The organism is Vibrio sp. 1CM7H, from assembly GCF_023161645.1.
GTDB classification, from domain to species: domain Bacteria; phylum Pseudomonadota; class Gammaproteobacteria; order Enterobacterales; family Vibrionaceae; genus Vibrio; species Vibrio diabolicus.
Window position 1 is genome coordinate 14,588 of record NZ_JALNTV010000010.1, and the last position, 20,004, is coordinate 34,591.

19 protein-coding genes are annotated in these 20,004 nt (G+C 46.9%); 13 read left to right on the forward strand and 6 right to left on the reverse strand.

Annotated features, from left to right (window positions below; all coding sequences use genetic code 11):
• Nucleotides 1-20: 20 nt before the first annotated feature.
• Complete coding sequence (locus MSG33_RS21110) at nt 21-605, forward strand: DUF3157 family protein (RefSeq protein WP_248382021.1); 585 nt, start codon at nt 21-23, stop codon at nt 603-605.
• A 38-nt stretch (nt 606-643) separates the two neighbouring features.
• On the opposite strand, the gene MSG33_RS21115 is transcribed toward MSG33_RS21110, so the two are convergent.
• Both MSG33_RS21115 and MSG33_RS21120 read right to left on the reverse strand, forming a co-directional pair.
• Nucleotides 644-1,297, reverse strand: a complete 654-nt coding sequence (locus tag MSG33_RS21115) for a hemolysin III family protein (RefSeq protein ID WP_005394044.1) — start codon at nt 1,295-1,297, stop codon at nt 644-646.
• Nucleotides 1,298-1,367: 70 nt separating this feature from the next.
• The gene (locus tag MSG33_RS21120) at nt 1,368-2,174 is read right to left on the reverse strand and encodes a sporulation protein (RefSeq protein ID WP_005394045.1); all 807 of its coding nucleotides are present in this window, start codon (nt 2,172-2,174) and stop codon (nt 1,368-1,370) included.
• 296 nt (nt 2,175-2,470) lie between these two features.
• Here MSG33_RS21120 and MSG33_RS21125 point away from each other — a divergent pair, with 296 nt between their 5' ends.
• The 5 genes from MSG33_RS21125 to MSG33_RS21145 all read left to right on the forward strand — a co-directional run bounded on the left by MSG33_RS21125 (nt 2,471) and on the right by MSG33_RS21145 (nt 6,484).
• Nucleotides 2,471-2,638: a hypothetical protein gene (locus tag MSG33_RS21125; RefSeq protein ID WP_005379043.1), complete on the forward strand. Its 168-nt coding sequence runs from the start codon at nt 2,471-2,473 to the stop codon at nt 2,636-2,638.
• A gap of 166 nt (nt 2,639-2,804) precedes the next feature.
• Nucleotides 2,805-3,071 (forward strand): YihD family protein, encoded by a 267-nt coding sequence (locus MSG33_RS21130; protein ID WP_248382023.1) that lies wholly within the window; start codon nt 2,805-2,807, stop codon nt 3,069-3,071.
• A gap of 313 nt (nt 3,072-3,384) precedes the next feature.
• On the forward strand, nt 3,385-4,806 hold the full coding sequence (ccoG, locus tag MSG33_RS21135; protein WP_006742922.1) for a cytochrome c oxidase accessory protein CcoG: 1,422 nt from the start codon (nt 3,385-3,387) through the stop codon (nt 4,804-4,806).
• 54 nt (nt 4,807-4,860) lie between these two features.
• Nucleotides 4,861-5,847, forward strand: a complete 987-nt coding sequence (locus MSG33_RS21140) for a serine/threonine protein kinase (protein ID WP_074190074.1) — start codon at nt 4,861-4,863, stop codon at nt 5,845-5,847.
• A 34-nt stretch (nt 5,848-5,881) separates the two neighbouring features.
• Nucleotides 5,882-6,484, forward strand: coding sequence for a thiol:disulfide interchange protein DsbA/DsbL (locus MSG33_RS21145; RefSeq protein ID WP_005379036.1), 603 nt, complete (start codon nt 5,882-5,884; stop codon nt 6,482-6,484).
• Between the two features lie 46 nt (nt 6,485-6,530).
• Here the strand turns inward: MSG33_RS21145 and MSG33_RS21150 are convergent, their stop codons facing one another.
• Complete coding sequence (locus MSG33_RS21150) at nt 6,531-7,409, reverse strand: acyltransferase (protein WP_048625603.1); 879 nt, start codon at nt 7,407-7,409, stop codon at nt 6,531-6,533.
• Between the two features lie 149 nt (nt 7,410-7,558).
• On the opposite strand from MSG33_RS21150, the gene MSG33_RS21155 reads away from it, so the two are divergent.
• The gene (locus tag MSG33_RS21155) at nt 7,559-8,515 is read left to right on the forward strand and encodes a DUF2860 domain-containing protein (protein WP_248382025.1); all 957 of its coding nucleotides are present in this window, start codon (nt 7,559-7,561) and stop codon (nt 8,513-8,515) included.
• A gap of 55 nt (nt 8,516-8,570) precedes the next feature.
• On the opposite strand, the gene MSG33_RS21160 is transcribed toward MSG33_RS21155, so the two are convergent.
• Nucleotides 8,571-10,094, reverse strand: a complete 1,524-nt coding sequence (locus tag MSG33_RS21160; protein ID WP_238778195.1) for a YifB family Mg chelatase-like AAA ATPase — start codon at nt 10,092-10,094, stop codon at nt 8,571-8,573.
• A 464-nt stretch (nt 10,095-10,558) separates the two neighbouring features.
• On the opposite strand from MSG33_RS21160, the gene ilvG reads away from it, so the two are divergent.
• Genes ilvG through ilvA form a run of 5 tightly spaced genes read left to right on the forward strand, consistent with a single transcriptional unit; the run spans nt 10,559 to nt 16,858 of the window.
• Nucleotides 10,559-12,205: an acetolactate synthase 2 catalytic subunit gene (ilvG, locus tag MSG33_RS21165; RefSeq protein ID WP_248382027.1), complete on the forward strand. Its 1,647-nt coding sequence runs from the start codon at nt 10,559-10,561 to the stop codon at nt 12,203-12,205.
• Nucleotides 12,206-12,216: 11 nt separating this feature from the next.
• The gene (gene ilvM, locus MSG33_RS21170) at nt 12,217-12,501 is read left to right on the forward strand and encodes an acetolactate synthase 2 small subunit (RefSeq protein WP_005378958.1); all 285 of its coding nucleotides are present in this window, start codon (nt 12,217-12,219) and stop codon (nt 12,499-12,501) included.
• Between the two features lie 12 nt (nt 12,502-12,513).
• Nucleotides 12,514-13,452 carry a branched-chain-amino-acid transaminase gene (gene ilvE, locus MSG33_RS21175; RefSeq protein ID WP_005378953.1) on the forward strand — a complete coding sequence of 313 codons (939 nt, stop codon included), beginning with the start codon at nt 12,514-12,516 and terminating at the stop codon, nt 13,450-13,452.
• A 14-nt stretch (nt 13,453-13,466) separates the two neighbouring features.
• On the forward strand, nt 13,467-15,308 hold the full coding sequence (gene ilvD, locus MSG33_RS21180; protein ID WP_074190055.1) for a dihydroxy-acid dehydratase: 1,842 nt from the start codon (nt 13,467-13,469) through the stop codon (nt 15,306-15,308).
• A 2-nt stretch (nt 15,309-15,310) separates the two neighbouring features.
• Complete coding sequence (ilvA, locus tag MSG33_RS21185) at nt 15,311-16,858, forward strand: threonine ammonia-lyase, biosynthetic (RefSeq protein ID WP_248382029.1); 1,548 nt, start codon at nt 15,311-15,313, stop codon at nt 16,856-16,858.
• 55 nt (nt 16,859-16,913) lie between these two features.
• Here the strand turns inward: ilvA and punR are convergent, their stop codons facing one another.
• Entirely contained in the window at nt 16,914-17,816 is a 903-nt protein-coding gene (gene punR, locus MSG33_RS21190; protein WP_248382031.1) for a DNA-binding transcriptional activator PunR, read from the reverse strand.
• Nucleotides 17,817-17,968: 152 nt separating this feature from the next.
• On the opposite strand from punR, the gene punC reads away from it, so the two are divergent.
• Nucleotides 17,969-19,174, forward strand: a complete 1,206-nt coding sequence (punC, locus tag MSG33_RS21195) for a purine nucleoside transporter PunC (protein WP_031780373.1) — start codon at nt 17,969-17,971, stop codon at nt 19,172-19,174.
• A 45-nt stretch (nt 19,175-19,219) separates the two neighbouring features.
• On the opposite strand, the gene MSG33_RS21200 is transcribed toward punC, so the two are convergent.
• A complete protein-coding gene (locus MSG33_RS21200) occupies nt 19,220-19,996 on the reverse strand; it encodes a transporter substrate-binding domain-containing protein (RefSeq protein ID WP_104970000.1) in 777 nt (258 codons plus the stop codon).
• Nucleotides 19,997-20,004 lie beyond the last annotated feature (8 nt).

Below are 20,004 nucleotides of genomic sequence, written 5' to 3' on the forward strand. Positions count from 1 at the left end.
CACAAATAAAAGGTATAACAATGAAAACATGGATCACTCTGGCGACCCTACTTGCCGCCTCATCCACATACGCCGCTGAAGTCATCACTTTAGCCGATGGTCGAGAAGTGAAGTTAAACGATGACTTTACTTGGGAATACGTCATGAAAAAACCTGCGCAGCAAGCAACAGAGACGCAAGCGACAATAGGCGCGGTTGAAACGATCGCAGCTCCCGCAATTGCGACAATTCCAGTTGTGACGAAAACTGTTGGCACTACTGTGGTGGTAAACGCCAAAAAGCCAACCATGCAGCTGTCTGACTCTGGTGTCGACGTACTGATTGGCTCCGCGAGTTATCAAGATGGTGAGCTCGTACTGCCAACGTCCATTACCAATCAAAGCTCTCAATCGGTGATTCAAGTTGAAGTGGAAGTTCTGGTATTTGATATGTCTGGCCAGCAACTGGCGAAAGAAAAAGTCACGGTTTGGCAATCCATCAAGCGAATGGCGGATACTTACCTGCGACCAAAACAAGCAGAACAGGGTAAAAGCATCAAACTGGCAGTGCCGCAATCTCAGCAATACCAGTTTTCAGCCAAAGTGTTAGAAGTGAAAACTCGTTAATGTGATAACACATGTTTTGTCGAGTTCATATCTATCCGTTAGATAGGCTCGACAAAATAATAAATTGCGAAGAAGTGACACACACAACCCGCTAAAACGAAGCCGTGCCAAATCGCATGATTGAATGGAATACGCTTCGCAACGTAGAAAATCACCCCCAGTGAATACACAATCCCACCAGCTGCGAGTAATGTCAGTCCGCCAATATCCAAGTTGATCGCCAACTGATAAATCACAATCAACGACAGCCAGCCCATGACCAAATACGTCATCAAGGAAAGCTTTTTAAATCGGTAAACAAACGCGACTTTCATGATGATGCCGAGTAGAGCAATGGTCCAGATAACAATCATCAAACCAAACGCGAGCGGCGTACGTAAACTCACCAACAAAAAAGGCGTGTAACTGCCAGCAATGAGCAGATAAATGGCGCAGTGATCGAAAGTTTTTAGCCAGCGTTTGGCGTTGGGGTGCGGAATTGCATGATACAGCGTCGAAGCCAAAAATAGCACGATAATACTCGCGCCGTAGACAGCCATACTGGCCAGCGTCAGCGTATCAGCTTGCTGGTCTATGGCTTTGATTAGCAGCAGTATCAAGCCAACAATACCAAAAATCATCCCAATGCCATGAGTGATGGTATTGGCCAGTTCTTCGCGTTGACTGTATTGAGGTTTCTGCAGTTCAGACATCAATGCGCCTATACTAGAGTTTGAAATTTGCTCTAGTATGGCACATTAGGCTTACACGTGTAAGCTTAAATTAAGACTCATGAACGGCCGTGGTTTGATCGAGATAATTAAGTACAAGTTCGCCCACTTGATCAAGCTTAGTTGTGGCTGGAATGGTCAACTCTCGTTTGAGTTTTCCGCTACCCAGTAAGCTTGCGAGCATGCCACCCTCGCCCTTGCGTGTGCGGTCAACTTCAAACCATAATTTGAGTTCTTGCTCGCTACGATGAGCGACAAATTCTAACTCACGCCACACGCCATGGTATGGCCCGTCAGTCGGCACCATCTCAAATTCTTGCACAAATGGCAGGTCGAACCCTTTTACTTCCTCACACTCCACTTGGCGAATACGCAAACCTTGCGCTTCAAATGCGGATAACACCGCATCCATTAGTGGATCAGGTCGAACGGTGAGGATGTCTTTATCGGTCGGGTCTAAAGCAGCAGCAACGTCCAAGCCGGTTTCGAGCCACACTTTGGCGTCACCAATGGTGACAGGCGTATTCCAAGGCACATCGAGCTGAACATCGAAGGTACGCTCTTCGCCGGAATGGATGGTAAACGCATAAGGGAGGCTCCACTTAGCAAGCACATGAGTCTGAGGTACTCGGCGCATGCTGTGTCCTTCTCGCGCACCACGGTCATCAGGAGCTTCCGCGATATAGCGACAACACAGTTTTAAATCGATGTTGTCGATCGCTTGTTCAGTGGCACCACCATAAACATGGATAGACACATCCACACTTTGACCAGGATATAGCACGTCTTGATTTAGGATTGAGTCGACCTTAGCGCTCCCAATCCCAAAACTGGCAAGTGTCTTCTTCAAAAATGACATAGGCACCTCCTTCGTCGAGATCTCATACTACTACTGCTGATCGAGGGATCAAACAAAAATTGCCTCGATCATCGCGACAAAATGACAAAATCTAAACAATTCAATTGCTCAACTATCGACCAATTATTACAAGGATGCTAATCTTATACGTGATATGCATGCATATCGGTATTCCTGATTCATTAACTGGATTGGCGAGAGCCAGAAGAGTGATTCTTCAATCTTGTTGGAGCCTAGCTCATAATGATTCAGGCCATTACATCGGCAATGGATATGCCTGACAGTTAGGTAAATTAATGCGCCCAACAACAGTCAGGTTCGCACACACTAATACTAGTGCAATGCGCCGCCGCAGTGGCTTTACTACTGCACCAAAGGCAAAGCAAGTTGCGCCAGCAATGACATTGGTTGAGAAGACAGCAATGATGTCGAGTGTTCCGGCCAAAGTTATCAAAGCAGCTTAATCAAAAGCGCGGCGCCAGCTGCGCTTTTTTCTTTGCACGCAACTCAAACCACCTCAACGACTTAGAACAAAACACAGTGAAATAGATAGTTTTTCCTATTTGGTCTTCGCAAAGCAATTTGGTACCTTTACAGCTAATTACACCTATAAATTCTGTGGAGAAAGAAATGAAGTGTCATCGCATTGAAGAGCTGCTTGAGCTACTAGAGCCTGAATGGCATAAAGACCAAGAAATGAACCTACTGCAGTTCATCGTGAAGCTAGCGAAAGAAGCAGGCTACGAAGGCAACCTAGAAGATCTGACCGACGACGTGCTGATCTACCACCTTAAAATGCGTAACAGCAGCAAAGACGAAATGATCCCAGGTCTTAAGAAAGACCAAGAAGATGATTTTAAAACTGCGATTCTGCGCGCTCGTGGCATCATCAAATAACCGGTTCAACAGCCCAGTATTCTTTAAGCGACTCCCTCAAGTGAGTCGCTTTTTTATAACTAAAATTTTTAGTCCTACAATTGGTTATAACTGTTCAGCCAATTATCAGGTTAACTGTACTGACTTTTGTTGTTAAACGTTGACTGCGTTAAAGAAAAGGAATTGTTATTGATTGTATAATCGCCGTTCATCAGTATTTACTAAAATAATTATGTCCGGTCATGATTTATGATAAGGACGAAGTAGCAATGTCATCGAGCGACATCAATAGAAATGACGCCGTACATTATAAAAGCCTAAGAAGGATGAGTGCATGAGTCAGGATAAGATCGATATCAAAGATGTGACTCCTAAAACCTACAACCCTAAGACTCATAAAGGGAATGGGGATCGGTTCAACCCAAGTAATCGCATCTATGTACGCGAAAGCAAAGGGACTTACCAGAAACTGCGTCGTTACGGTGGTTGGTTCTTACTGCTTCTCTTCGCTTTGATACCGTGGATTCCTTACGGTGAACGTCAAGCGATCTTGCTCGATATTGGCAACCAGCAGTTCAACTTTTTCGGTACCACGTTGTATCCGCAAGATCTTACCCTACTCGCCTTGCTATTTGTGATCGCGGCGTTTGGGTTGTTCTTTATTACCACCTTCTTAGGTCGAGTTTGGTGTGGCTATCTCTGCCCACAAACCGTCTGGACCTTCATGTATATCTGGTTTGAAGAGAAACTGGAAGGCAGCGCCAATAAGCGTCGTAAGCAGGACTCCAATAAGCTGACGGCAAATTTAGCGATGCGCAAAACCATCAAACATATCGCTTGGTTTGCCATTGCGCTCGCCACTGGTTTTACTTTTGTTGGCTACTTCGTTCCAATGAAGCAATTGGTTATCGACTTTTTCACTTTTAACGCCAACTTCTGGCCCGTCTTTTGGGTAATGTTCTTTGCCATTTGTACTTATGGTAATGCTGGTTGGATGCGTTCCATCATGTGTATTCACATGTGTCCTTACGCGCGCTTCCAGTCTGCCATGTTTGATAAAGACACCTTCATTGTTGGCTACGATGCAAAACGTGGTGAAAAGCGTGGTCCACGTCCACGCAAAGCCGATCCAAAGCAACTTGGTTTGGGTGATTGTATTGATTGTGATTTGTGTGTACAGGTGTGCCCAACAGGTATCGATATTCGTGACGGCTTACAATATGAATGTATTAACTGTGGTGCCTGTATTGATGCGTGTGACAACACCATGGATCGCATGGGTTACGAAAAAGGCCTAATCAGCTACACCACAGAGCATCGCTTATCGGGTAAGAGTACCAAAGTCATGCGTCCGAAGCTGCTGGGCTATGGAGCTGTACTACTGGTCATGATTGGTCTGTTCTTTGCCCAAATCGCAGCGGTAGACCCAGCAGGCATGAGTGTTATTCGCGACCGTAACCAACTGTTCCGCGTAAATAGCTCAGGCGAAGTAGAAAACACCTACACCCTCAAAGTAATCAACAAAACCCAGCAAGTGCAAGAGTACTCGTTGGATGTTGAAGGGCTATCCGATGTAAGCTGGTATGGTAAGCAGACAATTCAGGTACAGCCAGGTGAGGTATTGAACTTACCAATGAGTCTTGGCGCCGATCCTGACAAGCTAAACTCTGCGATTACGACAATTCAGTTTATACTCACCGATAAGAGCAACGAATTCACCATTGAAGTGGAAAGCCGCTTTATAAAAAAACTATAGCGTCTACTTCAGTGACTAATGGAAAAAGGCTCAGCAATGAGCCTTTTTGTTTATATGTCCCAAAGTATGTTTAACTTTGACGCCCTTACCCCAGATTTTATGTGGTACGCGTTAGAAAGCATCGGCGTTCGCGCAGAATCAGGCTTTCTTCCCCTCAATAGCTACGAAAACCGTGTTTATCAATTCACTGACGAAGAGCGTCGTCGTTATGTCGTCAAGTTCTACCGCCCTGAACGTTGGAGCAACGAACAGATCCAAGAGGAGCACGACTTCACTTTAGAACTAATTGGCAACGAAATCCCCGTCGCACCACCTGTGCGCATCAACGGTGAAACCCTGCATCACTATCAAGGCTATGCCTTTGCGCTGTTTGAGAGCGTAGGTGGTCGCCAGTACGAGGTTGACAACTTAGATCAGCTCGAAGGTGTAGGGCGTTTCCTTGGGCGCATCCACAAAGTGGGTAGCCGCCAAGCCTTCCAACATCGCCCAACGATTGGCTTGCAAGAATACCTGTATCAACCAAGAGAGATTCTGCAAAACGCCAACATGATTCCAATGCACTTGGAGAACAGCTTCTTCAATGACTTGGATATGCTGATCAAATCGATTGAAAGCCACTGGCAAGAAGGCTTCAATACCATTCGGCTGCATGGCGATTGCCACCCAGGCAACATTTTGTGGCGAGATGGCCCTATGTTTGTTGATTTGGATGACGCTCGTAACGGCCCTGCTGTGCAGGACTTATGGATGCTGCTTAATGGTGAGCGCCAAGACAAACTGATGCAGCTGGATATTGTTTTAGAAGCTTATCAAGAGTTTTGCGACTTTAACCCCGCAGAATTGAAACTAATTGAGCCACTTCGCGGTCTACGAATGGTGCACTATATGGCATGGCTAGCAAAACGTTGGCATGACCCTGCGTTTCCTCTCGCTTTTCCATGGTTTAATGAGCCAAAATACTGGGAAGGTCAGGTCCTTGCATTTAAAGAGCAGATCGCCGCTCTAGAAGAAGCACCGCTGTCTTTAATGCCTCAATGGTAAGTCAGGCCACAAATTCAAAAATGGAGATATTTCGATGAAAAAACTGTTCGCACTGTTTTCTATGCTGATGCTAAGCCTGTCGGCACATGCAGCGCAATTCAAAGAAGGTGAACATTACAAAGTATTGGATCTTGAGGCATCAAAAAAACCTCTTGTGACGGAGTTTTTCTCTTTCTACTGCCCGCACTGTAATAGCTTTGAACCTGTTATCCAGCAACTGAAAAAGCAGTTGCCAGAAGGCACTAAACTACTAAAAAACCACGTTTCTTTCATGGGTGGCAACATGGGCCCATCAATGAGCAAAGCCTACGCGACCATGGTTGCACTAAAAGTGGAAGACAAAATGGTGCCAGTGATGTTTAACCGCATCCACAATCTAAAGAAGGCGCCACGTAACGATGAAGAGCTTCGCCAAATCTTCCTTGATGAAGGTGTAGACGCGAAGAAGTTCGACTCTGCATTCAAAGGCTTTGCGGTTGATTCCATGGTTCGCCGTATGGACAAGCAATTTGAAAACAGCGGTCTAACCGGCGTTCCTGCGGTTATCGTTAACAACAAATACCTAGTTCAAGCACAAAGCATCAAGACGATGGATGAGTACTTCTCTCTGGTGAACTACTTGCTGACACTAAAATAAGCGCATCGATATCAATCAAAAGGGGAGCCCATCGCTCCCCTTTTGTTTATTTGTAAATCTCTTGTAGCAACCGATCTTTTTCTTGCCACACATCACCCAACCATTGCTGAAATTGTCGCTTATAGGGCTTATCGTTAAAGTAATCACCAAGCACTCGTTCATCGACGGGCAACACATTCACACGCACAACAACCTTGCCCATTCGGCCCATTAATAAATCCTTGAATGGCTTATTTGTATTTTCTGGGTACGCCAGAGTCACATCGATAATGTTCTCGAACTGCTCCCCCATTGCCGCTAACGTGTATGCGATCCCGCCCGATTTTGGTTGCAGCAAATATTGGTAGCTCGCCTTGCTCTTACGCTGTTTTTCTTCGGTAAATCGAGTGCCTTCGACATAATTAACCACTGTGGTTGGGGCATTTTTGAACTTGGCGCACGAGCGACGTGTCGTCTCTAAATCTTGACCTCGTTTGTGCGGGTTGCGGATCAGATACTCTCGCGAATAACGACGCATAAATGGCATGTCGAGCGCCCAACACGCCATCCCAATGAAAGGCACATACAACAGTTGTTGTTTGAGGAAAAACTTCGGCATAGGAATGCGGTCTTTAAACACGCAGCAAAGCACCACAATATCGGTCCAACTGAGATGATTACTGATCAACAGATACCACCCGTCTTTTTTCAGCGCCTCACCGCCCTGAACATCCCAGTCAACACGGTTAGAAACCGCCAGAATGCCCGCATTAACGGTAGCCCATAACCACATCACCTTGTTGGCACAAGCGGTCGCTTTCGCTTTTAGCTCCACGCTTGGAAGCAATACTTTAAACACAGCGATAATACAAATTGCGATTGAACACAGCGCAGAATTGAGAATCACAAAAGAAGCGTTAAAAAAAAATAACAAATATGCCAACATGATAGTCAAACAACAGTGATAATGTGTGAAGAATAAAACAGCGTGTAATTATACTGCGCCTTTGCCACATTGGAATATGCGTGGGAATGGTCAGATTTGTTACCTCAACCAATATTTGCACCACTCATTCGACAATAAGGAGATAACGAATGAAACCAAGGCTAATTCTCTTGCCTTTGGCCTTTGTCGTCAGTTCTGCTCAGGCTCAACTCGCTGAAACCGCAGGTTTTGGCGGTGAAATTTCGCTGAATGCCGGATTTGTATCATCAGAATCCAACTTCAATACGGAAAATAGTAACACCATCGATTCTCTCAATAAGCGTGCCGATAGTGACAGCTCCGTTATCGCTGCGCCGCTAGGAAGCATTACTTACACTTTTGGTAACCGACTCAATCACCAAGTGTACGCGGGTACCACACGTTCCGATGTCGCGGTTGGTACCCTCGCTTTTCAGTTGGGCTATCAACACGAGTTGCCGTCCGGCACCGTGCTCGATATTTCCTATCTACCGACCGTGCTCAAAAGCGAAACTTGGCGTAACCCATATCAAGTCGGAACCGCCCGTCAAGAAACGGATGTGGACGGCAATGCCTATCGCTTTCAAATCAAAGGATTGATTGATAAAAACTTCAACCTTGATCTCGCTTATGCTGATAAAGACATTGAGCAAGAAGAAGTAACGGACCGTTCACTCGCTCGCGATGCGAGCCTTTACTACGTTAAAGGTGATTATCGGATTTCACTTAATCAAACATCTATATTGCAACCGGCGTTTACCTACATTAATCAAGATGCCGACGGTAAGGCGGAATCATTTGATTCGTACGGATTTGACATCAGCTGGTTTAAATTTATCAACCGCCATCGGTTGGCCCTCACCGCAGGTTATGCATGGAAAGACTATCAAGCCGCTAGCCAAACTTTTGCTAAAACACGAAATGACGACACCGTCAGCCTATTTGCAGCCTATGAATATCAAAACGTATTTGACTGGCAAGACTGGTCGTTCATTTCTTTAGCCGGCTATAGCCAAACTGACTCGAATATCACGTTTTATGAGGAGAAAGAGTACCTATTGTCTCTTGGTCTCAACTACACCTTCTAACGTCCTTCATCGCAACAAGGTGCTTACAACACTTGTTGCGATGACACTTTGCTGTCTATACCGCTTGCGCCGTAAGCTGTTTCAGTAAACGGTCCATCGCTCGATACCCAAGTGCCTCGGCCAAGTGCGTTCGTTCAATTTGCTCCGCCCCATCCAGATCGGCGATTGTTCGCGCCACTTTGATAATACGATGATACGCACGAATCGAGAGTCCTAAACGATGCAAAGCAGTTTCAAGAAACTCAGCATCACTCTTGTGCAAGGGACAAAACGCCTCAATTTCTCGACTACCTAGCAGTGCATTGACCTTACCACTGCGGTTTAGCATATTGTTACGCGCATGGCTCACACGCGCTTTTACGATAGCAGTCGGCTCACCGCGATCACCACCTTCTGCTAATGTCCCTTTGGGCAAAGCTGGGATTTCTAAAGACATATCAAAGCGATCTAACAGTGGTCCAGATAATCGACCAAGGTAGCGCAAAATAGCTTGTGGATTGGTGCGAGCTTGATTGCCTTCGTAATATCCTGTCGGGCTTGGGTTCAATGCACCAACTAATTGGAAGCGAGCCGGAAAGCGTGTTTTACCTTGCGCTCGAGAGATAATGATCTCGCCAGATTCGAGCGGTTCGCGTAACGAGTCTAGAACTTTACGATCAAATTCGGGCATTTCGTCGAGAAACAACAAGCCGTTGTGGGCTAAAGAGATCTCCCCGGGTCTGGGTACCGAGCCACCGCCAACTAATGCCGCCATTGAACTTGAATGATGCGGAGAACGAAACGGACGCGACTTCCAATTGTGCTCATTAATTTCACTCTGCGTCAGCGACGCCACCGAAGCGGTTTCCATTGCTTCTTCGTCACTCATCTCCGGTAGTAAGTCACACAAACGCGAAGCCAACATGGTTTTTCCAGTACCTGGCGGGCCAAGGAAAAGTAAGTTGTGGTTTCCAGCGGCAGCTATCTCCAATGCGCGCTTACCTTGTTGTTGGCCAATAATATCTTGTAAGTCTCGACCATGTTTTTCGACTATTTTGCGCTTAGGCGTTTGAAAAAGATTCAGTCGATGTTGACCACAAAGCTCGGCACATACTTCCAGTAATGATTGGGCCGATTTATGTTGTTCCTTCCCCACCAGCGCCGCCTGATCGCCATTTACATGTGGGACCACTAAATGACGTTGAATCTTACTGGCTTCCAGCGCAGCAGGCAGCACACCTTTTACAGGTCTTAGACCACCAGATAGCGCTAACTCGCCAACAAATTCGTAGTTTTTAAGCTTATCTGTCGCGATTTGCTCCGAAGCGGCCAAAATCCCCAATGCGATAGGAAGATCAAAACGCCCTCCCTCTTTGGGCAAATCTGCTGGAGCTAAATTAACGGTGATCCGCTTAGCTGGAAACTGAAAATTAGAATTAATGATCGCGCTACGAACGCGATCTTTGGACTCTTTTACCGTCGTCTCTGGCAGCCCTACCAAGGTAAACCCGGGCATACCATTGCTAATATGAACTTCTACACTAACCGATGGCGCTTGCACCCCGACGCTTGCTCGACTATGAATGATTGCCAGCCCCATACGTTCCTCAATTTATTGAACACTCTGTAAACAAATGTTTTATCTAGTTGGTTATGTTATATACCGCGTCCCAATTGAGAGTTAATGTGAAAAAAGAATGACTTTTTGCTTGTCATGCAGCGGAATTGTGTGATACCACTAATGACGCAAACAATTTCGTAGAACATTACACAACATTTTTTAACGAAAAAAGAACGACAGACAGATGAACCTTTTCGCTCATATCAACGCACTGCTAGCCCTGATTATCGTGGTCATTATTGGCACCGCGCGGGGTATTGTGGGCGAAAGGTAACCACAAATTACAAAAAACCCCCGCACTGAAAAGTCCGGGGGTTTTTTTACAACTACAAGTTGTCATCTGTCTAACCCTCGGACAGTTTAACGGGAAGAATGGGAGTGCACATGAAGTGCAATAAATATGGCAATCGCTACGAGCCACAACGTAGCAAAGGAGGTTTACGATGACTGGTGCACAACTTGTCGTAGCCGCTTTAAGACAGCAAGGCATCGAAACCGTTTTTGGCTACCCTGGCGGGGCCATCATGCCAATCTACGATGCTTTGTATGACGGAGGGGTGGAGCACATCCTATGCCGTCATGAGCAAGGGGCCGCCATGGCCGCAATTGGTATGGCTCGTTCCACTCAAGACGTTGCTGTATGCATGGCAACTTCCGGCCCAGGGGCCACTAACCTTGTTACCGGCCTTGCCGACGCTTTTCTTGACTCCGTACCTCTAGTTGCCATCACAGGCCAGGTTGCTAGCTCTCATATCGGTACCGATGCATTCCAAGAAATGGATGTGATCGGAATGTCCCTAGCCTGTACTAAGCACAGCTATCTCGTGACCGAAATTGAAGATCTAGCGCCGACACTTGCCGAAGCCTTTGAGGTCGCAAAAACCGGTCGTCCGGGTCCAGTCATTGTCGATATCGCCAAAGACGTTCAACTGGCTCAAACCCCAACAGATCTACTGCCTCCATACGTAGCGCCTGCAATCGAAGATGTCAGCGCTGAAGACATTAAGCGCGCGCAAGATGTACTGGCAGCATCAACTCGCCCAGTGTTGTATGTTGGTGGTGGCGTGCAACTCGCGAAAGCAACCGATGCAGTACGTGAATTCCTTCGTTTAAACCCAATGCCTGCAGTTAGCACACTAAAAGGCCTCGGTACCATTGAACGCCATGATCCTCACTATCTTGGTATGTTGGGCATGCACGGCACCAAAGCCGCTAACCTAGTGGTTCAAGAAGCCGATCTATTGATTGTGGTTGGCGCGCGTTTTGATGACCGTGTGACGGGTAAGCTCGACACGTTTGCACCAAATGCGAAAGTGATTCACATCGACATTGATGCTGCGGAGATTCATAAACTGCGCCACGCCAACGCACCATTGCGTGGCGACATCAACACCATTCTTCCTCAGCTAGAGCTGACTCAAGATATCTCACCGTGGGTATATCACAGTGAAAGTCTGCGCAGCGGCTTTAAGTGGCGTTACGACCACCCGGGCGAGTTAATCTACGCACCGCTATTGCTTAAACAACTGTCAGACATGATGCCAGACAGCTCAATTGTCTCGACTGATGTAGGTCAGCACCAGATGTGGGCAGCGCAACATATCCAGCCACGCGAACCACAAAATTTCATTACTTCTGCTGGCCTTGGCACCATGGGCTTTGGCTTGCCAGCAGCGATGGGTGCAGCAGTCGCACGTCCTGATGATCAGTCTATCCTTATTACAGGTGACGGTTCATTTATGATGAATGTGCAGGAATTGGGCACGCTGAAGCGTCGTCAAATTCCAGTGAAGATTGTCCTTCTTAATAACCAACGTCTTGGCATGGTTCGCCAATGGCAATCGCTGTTTTTCGACGGTCGCCACAGTGAAACCATTCTTGATGACAACCCAGATTTCGTGATGCTAGCAAAAGCGTTCGATATCCCGGGCAAGACCATCACCAAGAAAGAAGAAGTGGAGCCAGCGCTGAAAGAGATGCTAGCGAGTGAAACTTCTTACATGCTTCACGTTTTGATTGATGAAGAAGAAAACGTGTGGCCATTGGTGCCACCTGGCGCATCAAACAGTGATATGTTGGAAAATACATAGGAGACAATCGCATGGACAGATATTTACTCGACATCAAAGCCGATGACAAACCGGTACTGTTGGAGCGCGTTCTACGTGTGATTCGTCACCGAGGCTTCGTGATCAAACAAGTCGCTGCTACGCAAAACCATGAAAGTAAAGTAGCCAGCGTCGAGATCATCGTCGACAGCGATCGACCAATCTCGTTTTTGATCAATCAAATAGAGAAGTTGTGGGACGTTCGTAAGGTTGAGGTGCTAAAAATCCGCAACGATGAACTGCCAAATCACAACTTACAACAACACGTAAGTGCATAAGGAAGGCAACAAATGGCAACGAAAACTGCAGATTTCATTTGGTTTAATGGTGAGATGGTTCCATGGGCAGAGGCGAACGTGCACGTTCTAACTCACGCAATGCATTATGGTACATCCGTGTTTGAAGGCGTGCGCTGTTATAACACACCAAAAGGTCCAATTGTCTTCCGTCACCGTGAGCATGCACAACGTTTAAAAGATTCCGCCAAGATTTACCGTTTCCCGATCCCTTTTTCTGTAGAAGAAATCATGGAAGCGACCCGCGAAACACTGCGCCAAAACAAACTCGATAGCGCTTACATTCGTCCATTAGGTTTTGTCGGTAATGTTGGTTTGGGCGTGTGCCCACCAGTTGGCACTGAAATGGATCTAATCATTGCGGCATTTCCTTGGGGCTCTTACTTAGGCGAAGAAGCGCTAGAAAAAGGTGTCGATGCGATGATTTCAAGCTGGAACCGCGCTGCGCCAAACACCATCCCAACTGCGGCTAAAGCAGGCGGTAACTACCTATCTTCACTACTGGTTGGTGGTGAAGCGCGTCGTCACGGTTACGACGAAGGTATTGCGCTAAGCGTAGATGGTTACCTATCGGAAGGGGCTGGCGAAAACATCTTCGTTATCAAAGATGGCGTGATCACCACACCACCAGCAACTAGCGCGATTCTACCGGGCATCACTCGTGACTCGATCATGACGATTGCACGCGATAAAGGCTACGAAGTGCGTGAAGCGAACATTGCTCGTGAAGCGCTTTACCTTGCCGATGAAGTCTTCATGACAGGTACTGCGGCTGAAATTGTGCCTGTGGCAACCATCGACAAAATTGAAGTGGGCACAGGTAAACGCGGCCCAATCACTAAAGAACTACAAGCAGCCTACTTTGGCCTATTTGACGGCACCACGGAAGATAAGTGGGGCTGGTTAGACTATGTGTACCCAGAACAGAAGTAAGAAGGATTTAAGAAATGCCAAAATATAGATCAGCTACCACCACACATGGTCGTAACATGGCGGGGGCACGCGCGCTGTGGCGTGCAACGGGTGTGAAAGAAGAAGACTTCGGTAAACCAATCATCGCCGTGGTGAACTCGTTTACTCAATTTGTTCCGGGTCACGTACATCTTAAAGACATGGGTCAGCTTGTCGCACGTGAAATTGAAAAATCAGGAGGCATCGCGAAAGAGTTCAACACCATCGCGGTCGATGATGGTATCGCAATGGGTCACGGCGGCATGCTGTATTCACTGCCATCGCGTGAGCTGATTGCAGACTCAGTAGAGTACATGGTGAATGCACACTGTGCCGATGCCATGGTGTGTATCTCTAACTGTGACAAAATCACTCCGGGAATGTTAATGGCATCTATGCGTCTTAACATCCCAGTTATCTTTGTTTCTGGTGGCCCGATGGAAGCAGGTAAAACCAAGCTTTCTGATCAGATCATCAAACTAGACCTTGTTGATGCAATGATCCAAGGCGCGGATCCAAAAGTATCTGATGAGCAAAGCGAGCAGATCGAACGCAGCGCATGTCCAACCTGTGGATCGTGTTCAGGCATGTTCACGGCAAACTCGATGAACTGCCTAACAGAAGCGCTGGGTCTTTCTCAGCCGGGCAACGGTTCTATGTTGGCGACTCACGCTGATCGTGAACAGCTATTCCTTAACGCGGGCAGACGCATTGTTGAACTGACTCGTCGTTACTACGAGCAAGATGACGAATCCGCGTTGCCACGCAACATCGCAACTTATGATGCCTTCGAAAATGCAATGGCACTGGACATTGCCATGGGTGGTTCAACCAACACCATTTTGCACCTGTTAGCTGCAGCGCAAGAAGGTGAAGTGGATTTCGATATGGAAGATATCGATCGCCTATCACGTCAAGTACCACACCTATGTAAAGTGGCACCATCTACCCAGAAATATCACATGGAAGACGTACACCGCGCAGGTGGTGTAATGGCGATTCTTGGTGAATTGGATCGTGCTGGTCTACTGCACAATGATGCTCGCACCGTACTGGGTCTTTCAATGAAAGAGCAGTTGGCAAAATACGACATCATCCAAACGGAAGACGAAGAGGTACTTAAGTTCTACCGCGCAGGCCCTGCGGGTATTCGTACCACCCAAGCGTTTTCGCAAGATTGTCGTTGGGATCGCCTTGATGACGACCGTGCAGAAGGTTGTATTCGCGCGAAAGACAACGCCTTCAGCCAAGAAGGTGGCCTAGCCGTTCTATCAGGCAACATCGCATTGGATGGCTGTATCGTGAAGACTGCCGGTGTTGATGAAAGCATTCTTAAGTTCACTGGTCCAGCTGTGGTATTTGAGAGCCAAGAAGATGCGGTGGAAGGCATCTTGGGTGGCAAAGTCAAAGCAGGTGACGTGGTTGTTATCCGTTACGAGGGCCCTAAAGGTGGTCCGGGCATGCAAGAAATGCTTTACCCAACCACTTACCTAAAATCGATGGGCCTTGGTAAAGAATGTGCACTGCTGACTGACGGTCGCTTCTCTGGTGGTACATCAGGACTCTCTATCGGCCATGCTTCTCCTGAAGCCGCTAACGGCGGTGCTATTGGACTGGTGAAACCGGGCGATATGATCGCGATTGATATTCCGAACCGTTCAATTTCACTCGAAGTGTCTGAACAGGAACTTGCAGAGCGCCGTGCAAAACAAGACGAACTTGGCTGGAAACCTGTTGATCGTCAAAGAGAAGTTTCCTTTGCACTTAAAGCGTACGCGAGCATGGCCACCAGTGCTGACAAGGGTGCAGTACGAGACAAGTCGAAGCTAGAGGGCTAGCAATGATGGAATCTCAACCCGAAAAGAAAGTAAATCAAACTGGCGCAGACTATCTGCGCCAAATCCTCCGCGCTCCGGTGTATGAAGTCGCAACAGTAACACCACTGCAAGAAATGCCTCGTTTATCTGCGCGTATTGGTAACAATGTGCAAATCAAGCGCGAAGATCGCCAACCCGTGCACTCATTTAAATTACGCGGTGCGTACAACATGGTGGCAAGTTTATCTGAAGCGCAGAAAGCCGCTGGTGTCATCGCTGCATCGGCAGGTAACCATGCTCAAGGCATGGCACTGTCTGGCACTAAGCTGGGCATCAAAACCACTATCGTGATGCCAAAGACCACGCCGGATATCAAAGTCGACGCAGTACGCAGCTTTGGTGGCAATGTGGTACTACACGGCAGCAACTTTGATGAAGCAAAAGCAGAAGCCGAACGTTTGTCAGAGCAATATGGCTATACTTTTGTGCCCCCCTTTGATCACCCACTGGTGATCGCAGGTCAAGGCACCATCGGTATGGAAATGCTGCAACAAAATGGTCACCTTGATTACATCTTTGTTCCTGTCGGTGGCGGCGGTTTGGCCGCTGGTGTTGCGGTACTCGTGAAGCAGTTAATGCCAGAAATCAAAGTCATTGCTGTAGAGCCGGAAGACTCATCTTGTCTTAAAGCAGCGCTGGATGCTGGTGAACCTGTCGTACTAGACCAAGTCAGCATGTTTGCCGATGGCGTCGCAGTAAAACGCATTGGTGAAGAGACTTTCCGTCTGTGTCAAAAGTACATTGATGGCCATATTGCGGTCTCTAGTGATGAAATCTGCGCAGCCGTAAAAGACATCTTTGAAGATACCCGTGCGATTGCTGAGCCTTCGGGTGCGCTTGCTCTGGCGGGGCTGAAGAAATTTACTGAACAGAACAAGCTGAAAGACAAAAACCTAGGCACGGTACTGTCTGGCGCAAACACCAACTTCCACGGGTTACGTTATGTGTCAGAACGTTGCGAGCTAGGTGAAAAACGTGAAGGTTTATTGGCAGTGACGATCCCTGAACGCCAAGGAGCGTTCTTTGAGTTCTGTAACTTGATTGGCGGTCGTGCCGTTACGGAGTTTAACTATCGTTACAACGATGACGAACTCGCTAATATCTTTGTCGGTGTTCGTCTGCAAGGTGGTCAAGAAGAGTTGGAAAACATCATTCACGATCTACGTGAAGGTGGCTATCCGGTGGTTGACCTTTCTGACGATGAAATGGCGAAGCTACACATTCGCTACATGATCGGCGGGAAGCCATCGAAGCAACTCAAAGAGCGACTCTACAGCTTTGAATTTCCAGAGTACCCAGGTGCCTTGCTGAAATTCTTAAGCACTCTTGGTACCCATTGGAATATTAGCTTGTTCAACTACCGTAACCACGGCGCAGACTACGGACGCGTTTTATGTGGTTTCGAGTTAGATGAAGGAGATTTAGCTCAGTTTTCTGCGCATTTACGCGAACTTGGCTATCAATGCAAAGACGAAACAGACAACCCGTCTTACAAGTTCTTCTTGTCATAAAACGCCACACTCCAAACATATCAAATAAAACACCTCGCTATTGCGAGGTGTTTTTTTATGACTGTAACCAATCTTGATGTAGCTGATTAGGCGATCCTAGGTAATCCACCATCCATTGGATCAATTTATGATTATCATCTTTGCGCCAGACCAAGCAACAATGACTGAGCGGCTTATCATCTGGCATCACCTTCTCCACCAGCACACCATCATTGATCAGTGGCGTTGCAATATGACGTGGCATATAACCCACGCCAACTCCATTTTTCAAACATTCAATTGCACTGTACCAGTTGGGTAGTAATAATCGGCGCTGTTGCGGATAATGGCCAGTATGGCGTTTTGGCAGCACATTCGAAGTATCATCAAGGCAGATCGCCGGAAATTGACTCACAAACTCTTCAGTAAGCACTTGTTGTCGAACGCAAGGATGAGCGGGTGACATTACAAATGCCCAATCCAATACGCCCATATCTTTGACTTCAAAATCCCCACCAACGGGAACCGCAGATGTCGCGCCAACGACAATATCGGCTCGTCCTTGTGCTATGGCTTCCCAAGAACCATTGAAGACCTCCATATTGATCTGCAATTCAGCAAATTCAAACTCGCGATAAAAATCTTCCACTAAAGGTTTGAGCTTCTCTAACTTCACCACGTTATCTAAGGTCAGCTTTAACGTGCTCTTCCATCCCTGAGCCGCTCGGCGTGTTTGTGCTTTCACCTCTTCCATTTGACGCAGCAAAGAGCGAGCCTCAGACATAAAAAGTTCACCTGCTGGAGTTAACTCCACTTTCCTCGGTAAGCGTCGAAACAGCACCACATCTAAATCTTGCTCGACCTGCCTTACTCCATAGCTAATGGCTGAAGGGACTTTATGCAGCACCTCAGCCGCAGCGGTGAAACTGCCTAAACGAGCAACCGTATCCAGCATTTCCAGAGATGCTTTAGAGAACATGATTTAACCTTTCAAAAAATTTGATTGATAACCAACAATTTTAGCGTTTTATTTTATCAAAATCGAAAAATAGAATAATAAGGTAAATAAATCAGGGTTGGCGCCAACTGATGTTGATTAAAAAATGATTAAATAATTTGACTGGTTGAATCATGAAAATATCAAAACTACAGCTCATTTATCTGGCAGCATTATCGATGCTTGGCTTCGTTGCTACCGATATGTATCTGCCAGCATTCAAAGCGATGGAAATCGACTTTGCAACAGGCCCTGAGCAAATAGCGCTCTCTTTAACAGTATTCCTAGTTGGTATGGCGGTTGGCCAGCTAATGTGGGGATTGGCATCCGATAAATTTGGCCACCGCAATACACTCGCGGCCGGGTTAGTGCTGTTTACTATCGCGTCATTCGGTTTGGCTTTCTGTGACCAAGTATGGCAACTACTGACACTGCGCTTTATCCAAGCTATCGGTGTATGTGCACCAGCCGTGATCTGGCAAGCCATGGTCATTAAACGCTACTCAAGCAGCAGTCAGCAAATTTTCGCAACGATCATGCCGTTAGTCGCGCTATCACCAGCACTAGCACCTCAATTAGGGGTAGTGTTGGCAGATAACTTCGGCTGGCACAGTATCTTTATTACGCTAACACTAGTTGGTGTCTTCTTGGTCTTTGCGACAATGGCCCAAAAAGACGAGAAAGCAGAAATCAAACAAACCAGTATGTCTGCCGACATCAAAGCGCTGCTGAGTTCTAAAAAATACCTTGGCAACGTATTTATGTTTGCGACGGCTTCGGCTGCATTCTTTGCTTACCTAACTGGTATGCCAGAAATCATGGCGCAACTAGGCTATGAAGCAAAAGATATTGGTTTGAGCTTTATCCCACAAACTATCGCGTTTATGGCTGGTGGTTACTTGGGTAAAGTCGGCGTGCGTAAATTTGGTGATGAAAAAGTTCTACGTCAATTGATTGGACTATTTAGTGTCGCGGCAATAATGATATTCATTGCCTCACAATGGGAACTGTCTTCTATCTGGCCAATTCTAGCGCCTTTCTGTTTAATTGCGGTAGCCAATGGTGCGCTATACCCAATCGTAGTAAACCGCGCGTTGGCAAGTGCTAAACAAAGCCCTGCAACAGCTGCAGGCCTGCAAAACAGCTTACAAATTACTGTGAGCAGTCTATCAAGCGCATTAGTTGCTGCAATGGCAAGCCAAGCTCAAATGGTAACGGGCGTTGCAATCATCATCTGTATGGGTGGTCTTTGGATGGGTTACATCTTATCTAACCGTGAATTGTCTCAGCACTTCACGACTCCAGACAATGCTCGTGTAGTGAGTGAAGACGAACTTTAATTGTTCAGATAATAAAAAAGAGCCGCGTAATGCGGCTCTTTTTGTTTATAAGCTTTTCAACCCCCACTTCTTGGCAGTCAGCTTGAAAAAGCCTTGGGTCTTTTTCAGCTCAACCCAATGGTTGATGTAATTAATCCATACTTGATCGTCTTGCGGCAACAGCATCGCAATTGGTGTCGGTTTACGCGGAGCGGTCACTGGTACTATCGCCAGTTGTTTAAACTTGTCCACCAACGTCGCTGCTTCCACATTGGACGTCACCGATACATCGGCCCTGCGAGCTAGTAATTCTTGGAAGTCGCGCGCTGGCGCTTCAATCACAATGTGTTGAGCCAGCGGGAAAAACTCTTTCACCATTTTTTCTTGCACCGTTCCTAGTGTCGCCGCGACTTTCACATCAGGCGTATTAAAATCTGCCCAATCAGAGAATTTGGCGAGATCTTTCTTTTGCACTACGGGTACAAAGGCAAGGTAGAAATACGGTTGGCTGTATCCAGCGACTTTCGCGCGCGACATATTCAGGGACGCGCTGCCAGTAATATCGTATTTATTGGCGGTAATGCCATTGACTAGCGTCTTCCAATCCGTGGCTACATACTCTACTTTTACACCGAGATCTTTAGCAAGCTCGGTCGTTACGTCGATATCAAAGCCACGATAACTGTTGGTTGCAGGGTCTTTCATCGTCATCGGATTCCAATCTCCCGTCGTTCCAACACGGAGTACACCATTGTCTAAAATGGATTGAAGACGGCTTTCAGCATGAGCAATTTGAGTTGCAGCAAGTAAACACATTCCTAGCGCTAGTAAAATCTTTTTCATTTTTATTC

Coding starts and splice junctions, on each gene's coding strand:
- ilvE (WP_005378953.1), top strand. CDS start 12,514: ATGGCAACGAAAACTGCAGATTTCATTTGGTTTAATGGTGAGATGGTT.
- MSG33_RS21145 (WP_005379036.1), top strand. CDS start 5,882: ATGAAAAAACTGTTCGCACTGTTTTCTATGCTGATGCTAAGCCTGTCG.
- MSG33_RS21160 (WP_238778195.1), bottom strand. CDS start 10,094: ATGGGGCTGGCAATCATTCATAGTCGAGCAAGCGTCGGGGTGCAAGCG.
- ilvM (WP_005378958.1), top strand. CDS start 12,217: ATGGACAGATATTTACTCGACATCAAAGCCGATGACAAACCGGTACTG.
- punC (WP_031780373.1), top strand. CDS start 17,969: ATGAAAATATCAAAACTACAGCTCATTTATCTGGCAGCATTATCGATG.
- MSG33_RS21140 (WP_074190074.1), top strand. CDS start 4,861: ATGTCCCAAAGTATGTTTAACTTTGACGCCCTTACCCCAGATTTTATG.
- MSG33_RS21115 (WP_005394044.1), bottom strand. CDS start 1,297: ATGTCTGAACTGCAGAAACCTCAATACAGTCAACGCGAAGAACTGGCC.
- MSG33_RS21120 (WP_005394045.1), bottom strand. CDS start 2,174: ATGTCATTTTTGAAGAAGACACTTGCCAGTTTTGGGATTGGGAGCGCT.
- MSG33_RS21200 (WP_104970000.1), bottom strand. CDS start 19,996: ATGAAAAAGATTTTACTAGCGCTAGGAATGTGTTTACTTGCTGCAACT.
- ilvD (WP_074190055.1), top strand. CDS start 13,467: ATGCCAAAATATAGATCAGCTACCACCACACATGGTCGTAACATGGCG.
- MSG33_RS21155 (WP_248382025.1), top strand. CDS start 7,559: ATGAAACCAAGGCTAATTCTCTTGCCTTTGGCCTTTGTCGTCAGTTCT.
- MSG33_RS21150 (WP_048625603.1), bottom strand. CDS start 7,409: ATGTTGGCATATTTGTTATTTTTTTTTAACGCTTCTTTTGTGATTCTC.
- ccoG (WP_006742922.1), top strand. CDS start 3,385: ATGAGTCAGGATAAGATCGATATCAAAGATGTGACTCCTAAAACCTAC.
- MSG33_RS21130 (WP_248382023.1), top strand. CDS start 2,805: ATGAAGTGTCATCGCATTGAAGAGCTGCTTGAGCTACTAGAGCCTGAA.
- ilvA (WP_248382029.1), top strand. CDS start 15,311: ATGATGGAATCTCAACCCGAAAAGAAAGTAAATCAAACTGGCGCAGAC.
- ilvG (WP_248382027.1), top strand. CDS start 10,559: ATGACTGGTGCACAACTTGTCGTAGCCGCTTTAAGACAGCAAGGCATC.
- punR (WP_248382031.1), bottom strand. CDS start 17,816: ATGTTCTCTAAAGCATCTCTGGAAATGCTGGATACGGTTGCTCGTTTA.
- MSG33_RS21110 (WP_248382021.1), top strand. CDS start 21: ATGAAAACATGGATCACTCTGGCGACCCTACTTGCCGCCTCATCCACA.
- MSG33_RS21125 (WP_005379043.1), top strand. CDS start 2,471: ATGCGCCCAACAACAGTCAGGTTCGCACACACTAATACTAGTGCAATG.